We start from the raw sequence: 13,516 nt of genomic DNA, 5'->3' as shown, positions 1-13,516 counted from the left end.
CATTCCTTTATACGGATAGTATGGGATGTATTGCTTCATAATATGTTTTATGGATTGACTACCAAAGAATTATATATCATTCTTTTGTTATACTATCAAGCAGGAGGCGGTTTAGATGAATGTCTATATCACATATGGAACAGCAGATTTCTTGCATAAAATCGCAAAGAAACACGATCAGGAGAATCTGCTTTATATGGTCGGAAAAGAACAAGCAGCTCTTTTCCATGAGACGGAGGGCGAGACTGTTTTTAAAGCCCCTCATGCCTATGATGTGATTTATGCGAAAGGTGAGCTAGTCCAATCTGGCTTCGTCACCTTGAATCATATCCCTGTGAAGCTTGAAAGCAGAGCACTTTTTGAATCTACTTTTCAGAAGAAGACGAACATCTCAGAACATCAGCGGGGCTTCCAGGCTCTTCGAGTGTTAAAACCGAAAAAAGATGAAGAAGTGTATTTGATTATGACACTTTGGGAATCAGAGGACTTATTTGAAGACTTTCAAGAATCAGAAGCGTTCTTTCAGCCAAATGAGGATACTGGCTCCATCTTCTCTCGTCCTGCTTTTCTCACATCCTATCATGCCGTTACAGACAATTAAGGAAGCGCTGAAAGCAGCACTTCTTTTTTTCATGAAAAAAAGCCCAATAGCTGGGCTTTTCATTTCATCGTCTTGATGTCAGCTCGTACCGATGAATGATCGGCTGAAGCACATAGAAATTCAATAGTATCCATCCTAATAAGATCGGCCACTTCAACATAGGTGAAGCACCTTTCAATTGAATGAGCATCACCAATAGCGAAATCAAGCAGATCATGAAAAAACTCATCTTGGAGACAAAGGTTTCTTTGACCTGATGACGACAGCTTGGACACATCATCATTTTCGTATGTGATAAATGAAACTTTTCAACGAAAGAAAATGCTTTTGAACAATTTGGACAGCTTCCCAACACGATTCCTCCCTTTCCCCGCTTCATATCAACTTCGACTTTTATGTAAAATGACCTTTTGATGCAGCATGCGAAATCCTCTTCTGTTGAAAGATTCTAACAATTACCATACAATCAGTAAAAGAGCATGAAGGAGGTTTTCGACTCAATGACAATATCCACTTTACAAAAAAGCATTAATGAACGTCTTGATGAACATTATGAGGAAATGGTTGAAATTAGACGCCATCTCCACATGAATCCTGAACTTTCTTTCCAGGAAGAAGAAACAGCCGCTTTCATCGCCAACTACTATGACACATTACATATACCAACACGTACACAGGTGGGCGGCCATGGTGTACTCGCCTTTATCGAAGGAGCTTCTCCGGGGCCGACGATTGCCCTCAGGGCTGATTTTGATGCACTTCCCATCCATGATGAAAAGGAAGTGCCTTACAAATCAACAAAGCCAGGTGTGATGCATGCATGCGGGCACGATGGGCACACAGCGACACTACTTGTCTTAGCGAAAATCTTGAATGAGCACCGCGATCAATTAAAAGGGAAAATCGTCCTCATTCATCAGCACGCAGAAGAATATGCGCCAGGCGGTGCAAAACCAATGATTGAAGACGGCTGCTTAGACGGTGTCGATGTCATATTCGGTACGCACCTTTGGTCTCCAGAGCCTTGTGGCACCGTTCTTTATAAAAGCGGGAACTTTATGGCAGCCGCCGATCGCTTCTCTATTCGAGTTCAGGGGAAAGGCGGACACGGCGCCCAGCCTCACTTAACGAAAGATGCTGTACTCATCGGTTCACAAATCGTCGCAAACCTGCAGCAAGTCGTTGCCCGTAAAGTCAATCCAGTTGATTCTGCTGTTGTATCTGTTGGAGGTTTTGTGGCAGAGAATGCTTTTAACGTCATTGCAGATTCAGCTGTTTTAACTGGTACTGCACGATCCTTTGAAGAAAGTGCACGACACACCATCGAACGAGAAATTGAACAGGTCGTGAAAGGGGTGTGCGACATGCATGATGCCGACTACACATATGAATATGTGAGAGGATATCCTGCTGTCAAAAATCATCCAAAGCCGACTGAATATATTGCTGACATCGCAAAACAGACAGAAGGTGTCACAGAAGTAAAAGAAGCGGAAACCCAAATGGGTGGAGAAGATTTTGCTTACTACCTTCAGCATGTCCCTGGTACCTTCTTTTACACAGGCGCCATGCCTGAAAACAGCCAAGACGTGTATCCCCATCATCACCCAAAATTTGATATCAACGAAAAAGCAATGCCTGTCGCAGCAAAGGTACTCGCCCGTGCCGTCCTTTCCTACGATGAATGAAAAAAAGCCGCTGTCGCCAGCGGCTTTTCTATTTCATTTCTTTCAACACTCGTAAGTGAAACACATGACGAGCGACATCTCCAAGCTGTCCTGTCAGCTGATGATTTGCCACACCGCCAACAGCGGCTCCGACGATCGGCATTAATTGAAATAGCTTCACTAGGTCAATGTAATCTCGATACTCCTGCTGAAAGCTGTACCAATCCATTTCCTCGCAGCTCGTTTCCCAATCATCTATGATGTTCATCATTTTTTGACGATGTTCACTGCCGGAAAAGGCGAGTTGAAATATACAGAGCAAAAAGAGTCTTTCCTCTTTTTGAGACAAATCAAAGCCATAAATACATGCCAGCTCATAAAGACATTTCATCTTAATGCTAAGCAACAGCGGAAAGTCTGCCATACCGAGCAATATACCACCTGCACCTGTTCCAATTCCTTCGATCGCAGCTGCCTTTTGATAGTACTTCACTTTCTCCTTTGCCAGTTCATTTCGCTCGATGATAGATAATTGCTCATCAATCACCGAAAATGAAGTGAAGTGCGATCCTGATACGGTGGATTCAACCATTGTTTTGACCGCACTTGTGATGACTTGATGAAATCGAGCAGGGATTTTGCGGTTCACCTGCTGCTGAACTCCTTTTGAAAACCGTTCGATCTTCGAAGGTTTTCTTAAAAAACGCGTTTGAAAAAGAATGGCTTCTTCATATAACTCCCGTTCAGCTGCATTCATCCGGTCCCCTCCTTGATGTCATCATACGCTCGCTGTCAGAAACATATCTCCGCTTATCTCATCTTTTTTAATCGACTGAGTACGTAAGGCTTGAAGAGGACAAGCACAAATGCCAGCGAAATCAGAAGGGCAAGTCCACTTCCCTGCCATCCTCCTGCCGGGAGTACTGCACAGCTCAGCAATATCGATTGAATAATAAGTACATTACGAACGAGAACAAAAAAGCTCCGATCCTTTTCTTGCTGAGCAACTGGATAAAGTGCCTGTAATGAAAGATGGGCAAAGTGCTTCGTTAACGGCACAAGCTGTACACCTGTGATAAACACGGTGAACAAGACAAGCAGCGCACCCACCCAGCCTGCTGCACCTGTATACAAAATAATCAGCACAAACACGGCGGTTAGCCTAAACACGAGACCAAAATAGTCATTTGAACGTAAAAACGCCCTCACATACATGTAAGAAAAAGTTTTACGCTGGTCATACGGAACAAACTGCAAGAGCCAGTCCATGTATGCTCTTCTTTTCACCTGTTTCTTTAAATGAGGCACATCTGTAAATAAGTTTGCCAGACGATAAAAACGCTGTTTTCGTTTTAATTCGTCAGAAATATGCAATTCCCATTGAAAAGGCTGTTTTTTTACTGCATTGGTTAAGTAAACGAGATAGACACCATAGATCAGATAAAAAACGATTGCGATTGCATAGGATGCCTGTAAAACGGTATAGATCAAAATCATATTCAATAGAAAACGAAGGACTGCATCAAGCCATCTGATCTGTTTTCCTTGAAAATAAGTGATCCTCCATTGAATTGCTGTATTCACACCCTTGATCAAAATCATTTGCGCCAATATCAGCACATACATCTTGAGGCCGCCTGAAGACACCGCAGAATAAAGCGGAAGTGCAACAATGGATACGGCAATAAGAGGAAACAGCTGAGAAATGAAGCTAAAATTAAAAGCTTGTTTTAAATAAGGCTCCATCTTCCCTTCCAAAGGAAGCAAAAACACGAGATCTGCTTCTTTGATCAACGTACGCACGTAAGAGCTTGTCAGCACCAATGAAAAAACAACTGCCATGACCCAGTAGGATGGGAAGTGAGCCGGAATCTGTTTGAGCCAGTTACTATACCAGCTCGCTCCGCCTGCAAGGAAAAAAATGAGCACAATGACAAGATGATCATTGAACATGTATTTTAAATATTTTCTTGTATCTTGTATGTGTTCCTCTAATCGGGATTTCCAAATGGTTTGCGTCGTTTTACTCATAGCTTTCTTCCTTTGTTAATTCCAAATAAAGATCATCGAGTGTCGCATCTCTCATATTGAACTGTTCTCTCAGCTCTGTCAGTGTTCCTTTCGCTCTGATTTCCCCTTCGTGCAAAATAATAAAGGAATCACAATAGCGCTCAGCTGTCGCCAAAATATGCGTCGACATCAGGACACTTGCGCCGTTTTTCTTCGCAGCATTCATCCGTTCAAGAAGTGCATTAATCGCAAGAGGATCAAGCCCTAAAAACGGTTCATCGATGATATACAGTTCTGGTTCAACAAGGAATGCACACATAATCATGACCTTCTGCTTCATTCCTTTTGAAAAATGAGCAGGGAACCATTTCAGCCGTTTCTCCATTCGAAATTCTTTCAGCAATGACGGCAGACGTTCATCTAATTGTTCCTTTGACAGACCGTAAGCCATCGCTGTCAGCTCTAAATGCTCTTTTAAGGTTAATTCTTCATATAATACAGGTGTTTCTGGAATAAACGTAAATTGCGAACGATACGCCTCTTGATCGTCTTGAAGAGTTCGTCCATTCAATTCAATGACACCTTTATGCGGTTTCATGAGCCCAATGATATGGCGAATGGTTGTGCTTTTCCCCGCCCCGTTTAAGCCGATGAGACCGACGATTTGATTTCTTTCTAATTCAAATGAGATATTTTTTAGAACGGGATTCTTCGTATATCCACCCGTTACATCTTTTACAGTGAGAAGGGACATGAATTCGTTCCTTTCTTTCTTTTTTCCTTTATAGTAACAAAAACGAAAGGTAATTTGAAATGTTTACCTATAACCGGGCATGAATAAAAAATAGGCGCTTTGGTCATCATAATGTATGTAGAAGAAATGAACTTGATGACCAATAAGTAAATGAGGTGTTTGTTAAAGGCAAAGAACCGCATGACAAGTTGGTTTTTCATCTAAAAACCTTAGCTTCTGTTTTGCTTCACTGATTCTTGATTTTTGTGTCCTATACAATATGTATACGACAAACCAAAACGTCAAATGAGGTGTTTACGGCAGAAATAGCAGGCATATGAATTCTTTATTTCAGTAAATAGAGAATTCAAAAGGCATATCGAATGAAAGCATCAGCATTTCTTCTGCAGGAGCAGGATGAGCGACCAAAGGAGTTCGCTTGTCCTGTTTTCTTTTTTGCTTCTTTTTGTGATACGATGAAGGAAAATGAATAAGGAGTGACATGATGTGAGCAATTGTATTTTTTGCAAGATCATTGATGGAGACATTCCATGTGCAAAAGTATATGAAGACGAGCATGTATTGGCTTTTCTAGATATTAGCCAAGTAACAAAAGGACATACCCTTGTAATTCCGAAAATACATAAAGAAAATATCTACAAGATGACACCAGAAGTGTCTAATCACTACTTCCAAGCGATTCCGAAAATTGCAAGAGCAATCAAACAGGAATTTGAACCAATTGGGTTAAACCTTCTGAACAACAACGGCGAAAAAGCCGGACAATCTGTGTTCCATTACCATATGCATATCATTCCGCGCTACGGAAAAGGCGATGGCTTTGGTGCCGTATGGAAATCACATCAAGAGCAATACACGTCAGAGGATTTAAAAGATATTTCTTCTGCCATCCACACGCGGCTTACCTCATCTTAATAGATGAGGTTTTCCTTATTTCTACCCCCTTTTTATCCCCTCCATCTCTTAATAGTAAGATATTTAGAACGATTCAAATTTTTTGTCCAATTGCTTCAAATTTGTGATAGGATGGTTTTATCTTTTGATCCATTAACGCGAGAAATAGGGAGAGATTGTGATGAAGCGAACGACGAATTTTAATGCTGGTCCGGCGGCACTGCCGCTAGAAGTGCTTCAAAAAGCACAGGAAGAACTTGTTGATTTTAAACAAACTGGGATGTCTGTGATGGAGCTGTCTCATCGCAGCGGTGAATATGAAGAAGTCCACAATAAGGCAAAAGCACTGTTGGTGGAACTGATGGATATTCCTGAAGAGTACGAAGTCCTCTTTTTACAGGGCGGAGCTAGTCTTCAATTTGCGATGATTCCTATGAACTTCTTACATGAAGGCGAAACGGCTCATTTCATTCAAACAGGCGCTTGGTCAGAAAAAGCATTATCAGAAGCAAAAGGGTTTGGTGAAACATCTGTGTTTGCTTCAAGTGAAGACGACAACTACTCGTATATTCCAGAAGTAGATGCCTCCGGTTTAACAGATGGCGCTTACTTACACATCACATCAAACAATACGATTTTCGGCACTCAATGGATAACGTTCCCAGACACGTCATTGCCGCTCATTGCAGATATGTCCAGTGATATTCTCAGCAAAAAAATCGATGTTTCTCAATTTGATTTCATTTATGCTGGGGCACAAAAAAACTTAGGGCCTTCTGGTATCACGATTGTGATCGCGCGCAAACGTTTATTAGAGAAAGAGAAAAGCAGCACACCGAAAATATTAAAATATTCAACACACGCAAAAGCCAACTCTCTTTATCACACACCACCGACTTTTGCGATTTATATGCTGTCTCTCGTCCTTGAGCATGTCAAACAGGCTGGCGGCGTAGAAGCAGCGGAAAAACGCAATGAACAAAAAGCAGGCATTCTCTACGACACAATTGATCAAAGCGGCGGTTTTTACAAAGGACACGCACGCACTGACAGCCGTTCGCATATGAATGTCACGTTTACCCTTCGTGATGATTCGCTCACTGCTTCCTTTGTAGAGAAAGCAAAGCAGGAACAAATGGTTGGACTTGCCGGCCATCGTTCTGTCGGTGGATGCAGAGCATCTATTTACAATGCGGTATCGATTGAAGACTGCCAAAAGCTTGCGGACTTTATGAAAAAGTTCCAGCAAGAAAATGAGTAAAAAAGCTTTTCTATAGAGAAATAAATTTGTTATAATAACGAGAAATATAAAGTGATGACTCTTGCAATAAATGATGAGCCATATTATTGGAGAGTCCTAAGAGCTTAGCAGAGGAGAGCATAGAAATGAAAACAAAAGAATTAGTGATTATGTCATTGCTTGCAGCAATGGGAGCTGTTTTGCATACGATTTTCCCGCCCATCTTTTTCGGAATGAAACCTGATATGATGCTGGTCATGATGTTTTTAAGCATCATCCTTTTCCCAAAGGTACAGCATGTAGTGGTTATTGCCCTAGTAACTGGCGTCATTTCTGCATTAACAACGGGTTTCCCAGGCGGACAAATTCCAAATATGATTGATAAACCAGTGACAGCCTTTATCTTCCTAGCCCTTTTCTTATCTTGCTTGAAGATAAAGAACAAAGTGGTGCTGACCGCTGTGTTAACTGCGATTGGAACCATCGTATCCGGCGTGATTTTCCTATCTGCCGCTTTACTAATTACTGGACTGCCAGCTGCATTACCGGCACTTCTTGTGGGCGTTGTCCTTCCAGCAGCCGTGATTAATACCATTGCCATGGTATTTGTCTTCCCAATTGCTCAGTCCATTCTAAGGCGTGCAAGAATGATAGAAGTTGCTTAACGAATAATCGAACCTCTTCATAATAGATGAAGAGGTTTTTTTCATGCTTTTATAAAAGAAAAAGGGTCAGCAGCAAAATGAGGAGCGAAATCCCTGCACCTGCCGCACACACAAGTGCTTTTTGCTTTAATACATGTTTTGGCGGATAAGACCCTGCATACCCCAGCTGTCTTGCATAATGAATAGAACCACCTGTAAAAACGACACCGATACACGTAAAAACGAACAGAAAGACAGACAACCTTCTCCCCTCCCTTTTCTTCAAAAGTATGCTAAAATAAAGCAAGCTATGTATGGAAGTTCAATGAAGCTGATCGTCAGCTCAGAGAGAACATGCGAATGTGCAAAATTTGACTAGAGGTGATTTGAATGGCTAGTGGACGTTCTTTATTAACAGGATTATTTGTAGGCGGTCTCCTCGGAGGTGCGGCAGTGCTCCTGACGACTCCCTCTTCTGGCAGAGATGTGCGCGGAAAGATGAAAGACGGCTATGACAAATTCGAAGATACGCTGACAAGATTAAAAAGAGATGGACAAGCTTTAAAAGAGCAAATTGTTGAAACAGCAAAAGAAAGCGCAGAGGTCATTAAAGAAGTCGGAACTGAATTACAAGCATCGATTCAGCAATGGCGCGAAGAAATCAAACCTCACCAGCAGGACTTGCAAAAGGAAATTCAGGAAATTGAGGAAAAGCTCAAACAACTGGAGAAAACCTTACAAAACTAATATACTCACGAAAAAATATTCGTTTACAAAAGTGTGCGGGGTGCGTATCCCGCACTTTTTTTGTTGAAAAAAGGTTATTTTGTCAATGTTTTTCATGAGTTTTAAAAATTCTTGAATTTTCAGCTTTATTAATCTTTATTTTATTGGCATAATAGAATTACAAGAAAAAGAGAAGTAGGTGAAATGGATGAATCATTCGGAACAGCCTTTCGATGTAAAAGAAGCACTTTTATTCAGTCAAAGAATGGCCCAATTGAGCAAAGCTCTTTGGAAATCCATTGAAAAGGACTGGCAGCAGTGGATCAAACCGTATAACCTAAATATCAATGAACATCATATTTTGTGGATTGCGTATCAATTAAAAGGAGCTTCAATATCAGAAATTGCAAAGTTTGGCGTCATGCATGTATCAACGGCGTTTAACTTCTCCAAGAAACTGGAGGAACGAGGATTTTTAAAATTTTCTAAAAAGTTAAACGATAAACGCAATACGTATATTGAGCTAACGCCAAAAGGCGAAGAGACATTCCATAAACTACTTGAAGATTATGACCCGGCACGAACTGGTATTGTCAAAGGCGCTCAGCCGCTTCATGACATTTACGGAAAGTTTCCTGAGATCTTAGAAATGATGTGTATTATCCGAAACATCTATGGTGAGGATTTCATGGAGATTTTTGAGAAATCGTTTTCAAACATTGAGAAGGACTTTTTGAATGAGCGAGGAAAAGTCACGAAAAAGCCTGAGGAACTTGAAGACTCAACTGATGCAGCAGAAAAAGCGGCTAAAGCAAATCAAATTGTTTAATGATCTTTATAAATTCATTCATTAACGGCTGAAACAGCCCTTGATCATGCAATGCAAATATCGTCTCATGCACATCCAGCTTTTCAATTAACTGTCCTGCAAAAAGCGCAAGCATATCGTCAAACATGACGTAGCCTTGTGCTTTTTGCTTGTCCATTTCCTCTGAAAGCTCAGCACAAATACGCTCAATTTCCTTCGCCTCTTCTTTCGATACCCGCTGCCTGATCAATAATGCATAATATGGATAACGGCTCATATCGGTCGCCGTCAGCAAAAGTTCCATATAATATTCGAGCTGGCTCATTCGTTCCTCAATACTCATGTACGTTCCCTCTTTCTCTTAGTCTTTCTATTTTAGCCGAAATTACTCATTGACGAAAGAGACGAACCTCCCTCTTCTGTCTTTTTTTCTTGAAAAACCCAAAGTTTCCTCTCTTTATTCCATATGAAGGCAACATTTTATTTTTTTTCAACAAAACCATTGATTTTTATCCTCAGGAAGAGTAAATTATCTTGAGATATTCAATTAGTTTTTTAAGATTGGAAGGATGAAAAATGAATTGTTGGAAAACCATTAATCTTGAAAAGGATTATGGTTATACGAGACTGCTGATTTCAGCCATAAGTCTTGCTATACTTTTTTTCATTATGGCTTTTTTATGTTTTCAACTGACTCATCCTGAAACGAGACTAAGCAGCCACAACGCACCGCTTTTTGCTGTACTTTTACTTATGACATTGCTTGTCCACCGTGTGGTTCACTTGATCCCAGTGATGAAAAACAAGAAAAAAATGACGCTATTTAAACGAAATTGCTGGAAGCGTGTGCCAAAGAAAGTAATGCTTTATTCACTTCTCAGTCCATTTTGTGTGATTTCACCGCTTTACTTTGTGTTAGGCGTGGCGTTTCCAATGTATGCACACTATTTTATCATCATCGCAAGTATTCATGCAGGCTATTGTTTGCCTGACTTTTTATTTGCATGGAAACTGCTCAAAGCACCTAAATCCTGCATTATCGATCAAGCCCAAGACGAGTTTGATATTTTAGTTGACCAAACTTCCTCATCATGAGGTTTTTAAAGCCAACTTCTATCTTTTTCATAAAAAATTTGGTAATGTAGTATGGGAATAGCATAGAGAGGGGGGATCTCCGATAGTTTTATTTTACTTCATCGTCTTTGCCGCGTTTATTGTGTATTCAATAAACAGGCTTACTAATACATTATGCCTTGTCAGAGAGATTCCTGAAGAACGGCAAGATAAGGTGTTTCGCTTTATCAATGTATCGATACTGATCTTACTGATCTCATCATTTGTTGAAATTACCATTTCTATTTAAGATCAAAGCAAAAGCTGCCAGTTTGATGGCAGCTTTTTGTGTATATTGATTGATTAGCAAATCCAAGATGCACCGATAATGATCAATAAGATGAATAACACGACGACTAGTGCAAAACCGCCAGCAAAGACTTCTCCTCCCATGTAAAAACACCTCCTGCCAGTTCTTGCTCTGTTCTAAGCTCAGTGTATGCAAAAAAAATGAAAACGTTTAGGCACCTGTCATCGTTTGAAAAAAGAACCGCCCGCACGCATGGCAGGACGGCTCCTTTCTGTTACAGCGATTTAATTAGTAAAGATATGCTGCACCAACGATGATCAGCAAAATGAATAGCACGACCAATAAAGCAAACCCATTAGAATATCCTGCTCCCATATAATTCAGCCTCCTTTTTGTGATCACTATATGTGTATGTCGCGCGCAAATTTTTGACTAGACGAATGCCCTCCCATTTGCATTTCTTTTTACAGCGTGTCACAATATGTTATGATACAAGCAATGATAAATAAATTGGAAAGATTAGGAGTGTTTTTTGAATGAAAAAAATGGCTTTAGCAGCTGTAACAGCAGTTAGTGTTTTAACTCTTGGCGCATGCAGTAGCGGTGATAAAGATGTCATCGCAACAACAAAATCAGGAGATGTCACAAAAGAAGAGCTTTATACAACTCTTAAGAAACAAGCAGGTGGAGATGCTTTAAATCTACTTGTTCAACAAAAGGTTCTTGCTGACAAATACAAAGTATCTGATAAAGAAATTGATAAGAAAATGGAAGAATATAAAAAGACACTTGGTGAAGATCGTTTAAAACAACTTCAAGATGAATTCGGAAAAGATTACATCAAAGATCAAGTGAAATATGAGCTGCTGACTCAAAAGGCTGCCAAAGCTAACATCAAAATCACTGATAAAGAAGTAAAAGCGTATTACGATGACCTAAAAGGGAAAATCCGCGCAAGCCACATTTTAGTAGCTGATAAGAAAACAGCTGACGAAGTGGAAAAGAAATTAGAAAAAGGTGAAAAATGGGATGCCGTTGTGTCTGAATATTCAACTGATACCGCTTCAGCAGCACAAGGCGGCGATGTAGGCTGGTTCGCAAAAGAAGGCCAAATGGACGAGAACTTCAGTAAAGCTGCTTTCAAACTAAAAGTGAATGAAATCAGCAAACCAGTGAAATCACAATTCGGCTACCATATCATTAAAAAGACCGAAGAACGCGGTAAATACGATGACATGAAAGCAGACTTGAAAAAAGAACTGCTTAATCAAAAACAAGCAGACACAAATGAAATCCAAACGATCTTAAACAAATTGGTGAAAGATGCCGATGTGAAAGTAAAAGATAAAGAACTTGAAAACACATTCAAAGAAAAGTCTCAACAACCCGCACAAAATCAACAACCTCAACAAAACCAGTAATCACAAAAAACCCCTCTGCCGTGATCGTGCAGAGGGGTTTTTATATGACCTGATTAAGCAATCGAGTCTTCATGTGCCGCCGTATCATGTGATCTTTTCACTTGCTGATCCTGACGTCTGCGCTCTCTTTCTTGTTCCATTCGCTCGATAAAAATTTCTCCTTCCTTTTCAATAAAGGATTGATCAATCTCTTGCTCCTCTTTGGCCGTTGTCATTAATTTATACGCACAGAAAATAATGCCAATGATACATGCATACACCCACCATGGAAAAAACAACATTTTTTCATCGCCTCCTTTTTTCAGAACAGCTCTCTCTTCCTTTGTATTACATGCTTATGCGAAAAGAAGACAAGTTATGAAAAAAACGCCCGCAATAAACGGACGTTTTGACATGGTTATTCGTGATGAAAGGTTGGTTTATAAAATGAACGATTCTCTAGCGCAAAAATACGTTCTGTATATTCTCCTGGCTTCACATGCTCAAGTGCACGATCCATCATATTCATCTTCGCATCTAAATTATCAATATAGTGGAGTATTTCGGCTTCCTTCACCATTGGTGGTTTCGGGCTGCCCCACTCTCCTTTTCCGTGATGACTCAGTACTAAGTGCTGTAAAATCAGAATTTCTTCTGTATCAATGCCAAGCTCTTCTGCAGCTTTCGCAATTTCTGTCACCATAATCGAAATATGACCAATTAAATTTCCTTCCACCGTATAGGTCGTTGAGACTGGGCCTGAAAGCTCTTTGACTTTTCCTAAATCATGAAGAATGATGCCTGAATATAAAAGATCTCGATCTAATGATGGATATAGGTCAACAATTGATTTAGCCAAATGCAGCATGGACACCACGTGATAAGCAAGACCAGAGACAAATTCGTGATGGTTTTTTGTCGCTGCTGGATAGTCAGCGAATTCCTGTCCATATTTTTTCAGCAAATGCCTTGTAACACGCTGTATATTAGGGTTTTTCATATCAAAGATATATTGCATAATCGTATCCATCATATCATGTTTTGGAATAGGAGCTGTTTCGAGAAAATCATCAATTCGAATTTGCTCATTTTCAGCAACAGGGCGTATATTCCTAAGTTTCAGCTGATTCCTCCCGCGATAATGATGAATATCGCCTACTACCTTCACAATGGTTTGCGCGGCATAGGTTTGTTCATCATTCTGCTTTGCATCCCATAGTTTCGCCTCAATATCTCCACTTTGATCTTGAAGAATTAACGTTAAAAATGGTTTGCCATTACTCGCAATCCCTTTAGTAGATGATTTAATTAATAAATGCAGGTCAACTTGTTCGCCGACATCATAGGTCATGATCCCTTTAGCCATTCAATAAAAGCTCCTTCCATGTTTCTGCTCATATAAGTATAAC

General features: G+C 40.2%; 20 protein-coding genes. 10 read left to right on the top strand and 10 right to left on the bottom strand.

What is annotated here, in order from left to right; all coding sequences use genetic code 11:
* Positions 1-115 precede the first annotated feature (115 nt).
* The gene (locus MKZ03_RS04885; protein ID WP_341031131.1) at positions 116-601 is read left to right on the top strand and encodes an antibiotic biosynthesis monooxygenase family protein; all 486 of its coding nucleotides are present in this window, start codon (positions 116-118) and stop codon (positions 599-601) included.
* A gap of 64 nt (positions 602-665) precedes the next feature.
* Here the strand turns inward: MKZ03_RS04885 and MKZ03_RS04880 are convergent, their stop codons facing one another.
* The gene (locus MKZ03_RS04880) at positions 666-818 is read right to left on the bottom strand and encodes a hypothetical protein (protein WP_341031129.1); all 153 of its coding nucleotides are present in this window, start codon (positions 816-818) and stop codon (positions 666-668) included.
* 283 nt (positions 819-1,101) lie between these two features.
* Here MKZ03_RS04880 and MKZ03_RS04875 point away from each other — a divergent pair, with 283 nt between their 5' ends.
* Positions 1,102-2,289 (top strand): M20 family metallopeptidase, encoded by a 1,188-nt coding sequence (locus MKZ03_RS04875; protein ID WP_060595923.1) that lies wholly within the window; start codon positions 1,102-1,104, stop codon positions 2,287-2,289.
* 28 nt (positions 2,290-2,317) lie between these two features.
* Here MKZ03_RS04875 and MKZ03_RS04870 read toward each other — a convergent pair whose 3' ends face one another.
* The 3 genes from MKZ03_RS04870 to MKZ03_RS04860 are packed head-to-tail and all read right to left on the bottom strand — an operon-like array spanning position 2,318 to position 5,032.
* The gene (locus MKZ03_RS04870; RefSeq protein WP_334748497.1) at positions 2,318-3,025 is read right to left on the bottom strand and encodes an EcsC family protein; all 708 of its coding nucleotides are present in this window, start codon (positions 3,023-3,025) and stop codon (positions 2,318-2,320) included.
* 53 nt (positions 3,026-3,078) lie between these two features.
* Positions 3,079-4,299: an ABC transporter permease gene (locus MKZ03_RS04865; protein WP_341031128.1), complete on the bottom strand. Its 1,221-nt coding sequence runs from the start codon at positions 4,297-4,299 to the stop codon at positions 3,079-3,081.
* Positions 4,292-5,032, bottom strand: coding sequence for an ABC transporter ATP-binding protein (locus tag MKZ03_RS04860; protein WP_003212171.1), 741 nt, complete (start codon positions 5,030-5,032; stop codon positions 4,292-4,294). Before MKZ03_RS04860 ends, MKZ03_RS04865 begins: the two co-directional genes overlap by 8 nt.
* A 486-nt stretch (positions 5,033-5,518) precedes the next feature.
* Here MKZ03_RS04860 and MKZ03_RS04855 point away from each other — a divergent pair, with 486 nt between their 5' ends.
* The 3 genes from MKZ03_RS04855 (at position 5,519) to MKZ03_RS04845 (ending at position 7,831) form a co-directional block, all read left to right on the top strand.
* Positions 5,519-5,947, top strand: coding sequence for an HIT family protein (locus MKZ03_RS04855; RefSeq protein WP_341031126.1), 429 nt, complete (start codon positions 5,519-5,521; stop codon positions 5,945-5,947).
* Positions 5,948-6,107: 160 nt separating this feature from the next.
* Positions 6,108-7,187 carry a 3-phosphoserine/phosphohydroxythreonine transaminase gene (gene serC, locus MKZ03_RS04850; RefSeq protein ID WP_341031124.1) on the top strand — a complete coding sequence of 360 codons (1,080 nt, stop codon included), beginning with the start codon at positions 6,108-6,110 and terminating at the stop codon, positions 7,185-7,187.
* A 125-nt stretch (positions 7,188-7,312) separates the two neighbouring features.
* Positions 7,313-7,831 (top strand): tryptophan transporter, encoded by a 519-nt coding sequence (locus MKZ03_RS04845; protein WP_024425455.1) that lies wholly within the window; start codon positions 7,313-7,315, stop codon positions 7,829-7,831.
* 49 nt (positions 7,832-7,880) lie between these two features.
* Here MKZ03_RS04845 and MKZ03_RS04840 read toward each other — a convergent pair whose 3' ends face one another.
* Positions 7,881-8,072, bottom strand: a complete 192-nt coding sequence (locus MKZ03_RS04840; RefSeq protein WP_003211362.1) for a hypothetical protein — start codon at positions 8,070-8,072, stop codon at positions 7,881-7,883.
* 128 nt (positions 8,073-8,200) lie between these two features.
* Between MKZ03_RS04840 and MKZ03_RS04835 the strand changes: the two genes are divergently transcribed.
* Both MKZ03_RS04835 and MKZ03_RS04830 read left to right on the top strand, forming a co-directional pair.
* Positions 8,201-8,557 (top strand): YtxH domain-containing protein, encoded by a 357-nt coding sequence (locus MKZ03_RS04835; protein ID WP_034663584.1) that lies wholly within the window; start codon positions 8,201-8,203, stop codon positions 8,555-8,557.
* Between the two features lie 187 nt (positions 8,558-8,744).
* Positions 8,745-9,365 carry an HTH-type transcriptional regulator Hpr gene (locus MKZ03_RS04830; RefSeq protein WP_307499398.1) on the top strand — a complete coding sequence of 207 codons (621 nt, stop codon included), beginning with the start codon at positions 8,745-8,747 and terminating at the stop codon, positions 9,363-9,365.
* On the opposite strand, the gene MKZ03_RS04825 is transcribed toward MKZ03_RS04830, so the two are convergent.
* The gene (locus tag MKZ03_RS04825) at positions 9,343-9,687 is read right to left on the bottom strand and encodes a YhaI family protein (RefSeq protein WP_034663590.1); all 345 of its coding nucleotides are present in this window, start codon (positions 9,685-9,687) and stop codon (positions 9,343-9,345) included. The two genes, MKZ03_RS04830 and MKZ03_RS04825, sit on opposite strands and share 23 nt — an antisense overlap.
* A gap of 233 nt (positions 9,688-9,920) precedes the next feature.
* Here MKZ03_RS04825 and MKZ03_RS04820 point away from each other — a divergent pair, with 233 nt between their 5' ends.
* Both MKZ03_RS04820 and MKZ03_RS04815 read left to right on the top strand, forming a co-directional pair.
* Positions 9,921-10,439: a DUF3267 domain-containing protein gene (locus MKZ03_RS04820; protein WP_307499397.1), complete on the top strand. Its 519-nt coding sequence runs from the start codon at positions 9,921-9,923 to the stop codon at positions 10,437-10,439.
* 82 nt (positions 10,440-10,521) lie between these two features.
* Positions 10,522-10,707 (top strand): hypothetical protein, encoded by a 186-nt coding sequence (locus tag MKZ03_RS04815; RefSeq protein WP_072368131.1) that lies wholly within the window; start codon positions 10,522-10,524, stop codon positions 10,705-10,707.
* A 53-nt stretch (positions 10,708-10,760) separates the two neighbouring features.
* Here MKZ03_RS04815 and MKZ03_RS04810 read toward each other — a convergent pair whose 3' ends face one another.
* Both MKZ03_RS04810 and MKZ03_RS04805 read right to left on the bottom strand, forming a co-directional pair.
* Positions 10,761-10,850: a YjcZ family sporulation protein gene (locus tag MKZ03_RS04810; protein WP_017360317.1), complete on the bottom strand. Its 90-nt coding sequence runs from the start codon at positions 10,848-10,850 to the stop codon at positions 10,761-10,763.
* Between the two features lie 145 nt (positions 10,851-10,995).
* Positions 10,996-11,082, bottom strand: a complete 87-nt coding sequence (locus MKZ03_RS04805) for a YjcZ family sporulation protein (protein ID WP_008361129.1) — start codon at positions 11,080-11,082, stop codon at positions 10,996-10,998.
* Positions 11,083-11,243: 161 nt separating this feature from the next.
* Here MKZ03_RS04805 and MKZ03_RS04800 point away from each other — a divergent pair, with 161 nt between their 5' ends.
* Positions 11,244-12,128 carry a peptidylprolyl isomerase gene (locus tag MKZ03_RS04800; protein WP_307499396.1) on the top strand — a complete coding sequence of 295 codons (885 nt, stop codon included), beginning with the start codon at positions 11,244-11,246 and terminating at the stop codon, positions 12,126-12,128.
* 53 nt (positions 12,129-12,181) lie between these two features.
* Here the strand turns inward: MKZ03_RS04800 and MKZ03_RS04795 are convergent, their stop codons facing one another.
* The gene (locus MKZ03_RS04795; protein WP_034663596.1) at positions 12,182-12,409 is read right to left on the bottom strand and encodes a sporulation YhaL family protein; all 228 of its coding nucleotides are present in this window, start codon (positions 12,407-12,409) and stop codon (positions 12,182-12,184) included.
* Positions 12,410-12,525: 116 nt separating this feature from the next.
* Positions 12,526-13,473, bottom strand: a complete 948-nt coding sequence (gene yhaM / locus MKZ03_RS04790) for a 3'-5' exoribonuclease YhaM (RefSeq protein WP_106041471.1) — start codon at positions 13,471-13,473, stop codon at positions 12,526-12,528.
* Positions 13,474-13,516: the final 43 nt, after the last annotated feature.

Origin of the sequence: Bacillus sp. FSL R5-0431 (assembly GCF_038002985.1) — a bacterium.
Taxonomy (GTDB): Bacteria; Bacillota; Bacilli; order Bacillales; family Bacillaceae; genus Bacillus.
Note: the sequence above shows the minus strand (reverse complement) of the source record. Positions and strands in the feature narration are given on the sequence as shown.

Coding starts and splice junctions, on each gene's coding strand:
- MKZ03_RS04885 (WP_341031131.1), top strand. CDS start 116: ATGAATGTCTATATCACATATGGAACAGCAGATTTCTTGCATAAAATC.
- MKZ03_RS04880 (WP_341031129.1), bottom strand. CDS start 818: ATGATCTGCTTGATTTCGCTATTGGTGATGCTCATTCAATTGAAAGGT.
- MKZ03_RS04875 (WP_060595923.1), top strand. CDS start 1,102: ATGACAATATCCACTTTACAAAAAAGCATTAATGAACGTCTTGATGAA.
- MKZ03_RS04870 (WP_334748497.1), bottom strand. CDS start 3,025: ATGAATGCAGCTGAACGGGAGTTATATGAAGAAGCCATTCTTTTTCAA.
- MKZ03_RS04865 (WP_341031128.1), bottom strand. CDS start 4,299: ATGAGTAAAACGACGCAAACCATTTGGAAATCCCGATTAGAGGAACAC.
- MKZ03_RS04860 (WP_003212171.1), bottom strand. CDS start 5,032: ATGTCCCTTCTCACTGTAAAAGATGTAACGGGTGGATATACGAAGAAT.
- serC (WP_341031124.1), top strand. CDS start 6,108: ATGAAGCGAACGACGAATTTTAATGCTGGTCCGGCGGCACTGCCGCTA.
- MKZ03_RS04845 (WP_024425455.1), top strand. CDS start 7,313: ATGAAAACAAAAGAATTAGTGATTATGTCATTGCTTGCAGCAATGGGA.
- MKZ03_RS04835 (WP_034663584.1), top strand. CDS start 8,201: ATGGCTAGTGGACGTTCTTTATTAACAGGATTATTTGTAGGCGGTCTC.
- MKZ03_RS04830 (WP_307499398.1), top strand. CDS start 8,745: ATGAATCATTCGGAACAGCCTTTCGATGTAAAAGAAGCACTTTTATTC.
- MKZ03_RS04825 (WP_034663590.1), bottom strand. CDS start 9,687: ATGAGTATTGAGGAACGAATGAGCCAGCTCGAATATTATATGGAACTT.
- MKZ03_RS04820 (WP_307499397.1), top strand. CDS start 9,921: ATGAATTGTTGGAAAACCATTAATCTTGAAAAGGATTATGGTTATACG.
- MKZ03_RS04810 (WP_017360317.1), bottom strand. CDS start 10,850: ATGGGAGGAGAAGTCTTTGCTGGCGGTTTTGCACTAGTCGTCGTGTTA.
- MKZ03_RS04805 (WP_008361129.1), bottom strand. CDS start 11,082: ATGGGAGCAGGATATTCTAATGGGTTTGCTTTATTGGTCGTGCTATTC.
- MKZ03_RS04800 (WP_307499396.1), top strand. CDS start 11,244: ATGAAAAAAATGGCTTTAGCAGCTGTAACAGCAGTTAGTGTTTTAACT.
- MKZ03_RS04795 (WP_034663596.1), bottom strand. CDS start 12,409: ATGTTGTTTTTTCCATGGTGGGTGTATGCATGTATCATTGGCATTATT.
- yhaM (WP_106041471.1), bottom strand. CDS start 13,473: ATGGCTAAAGGGATCATGACCTATGATGTCGGCGAACAAGTTGACCTG.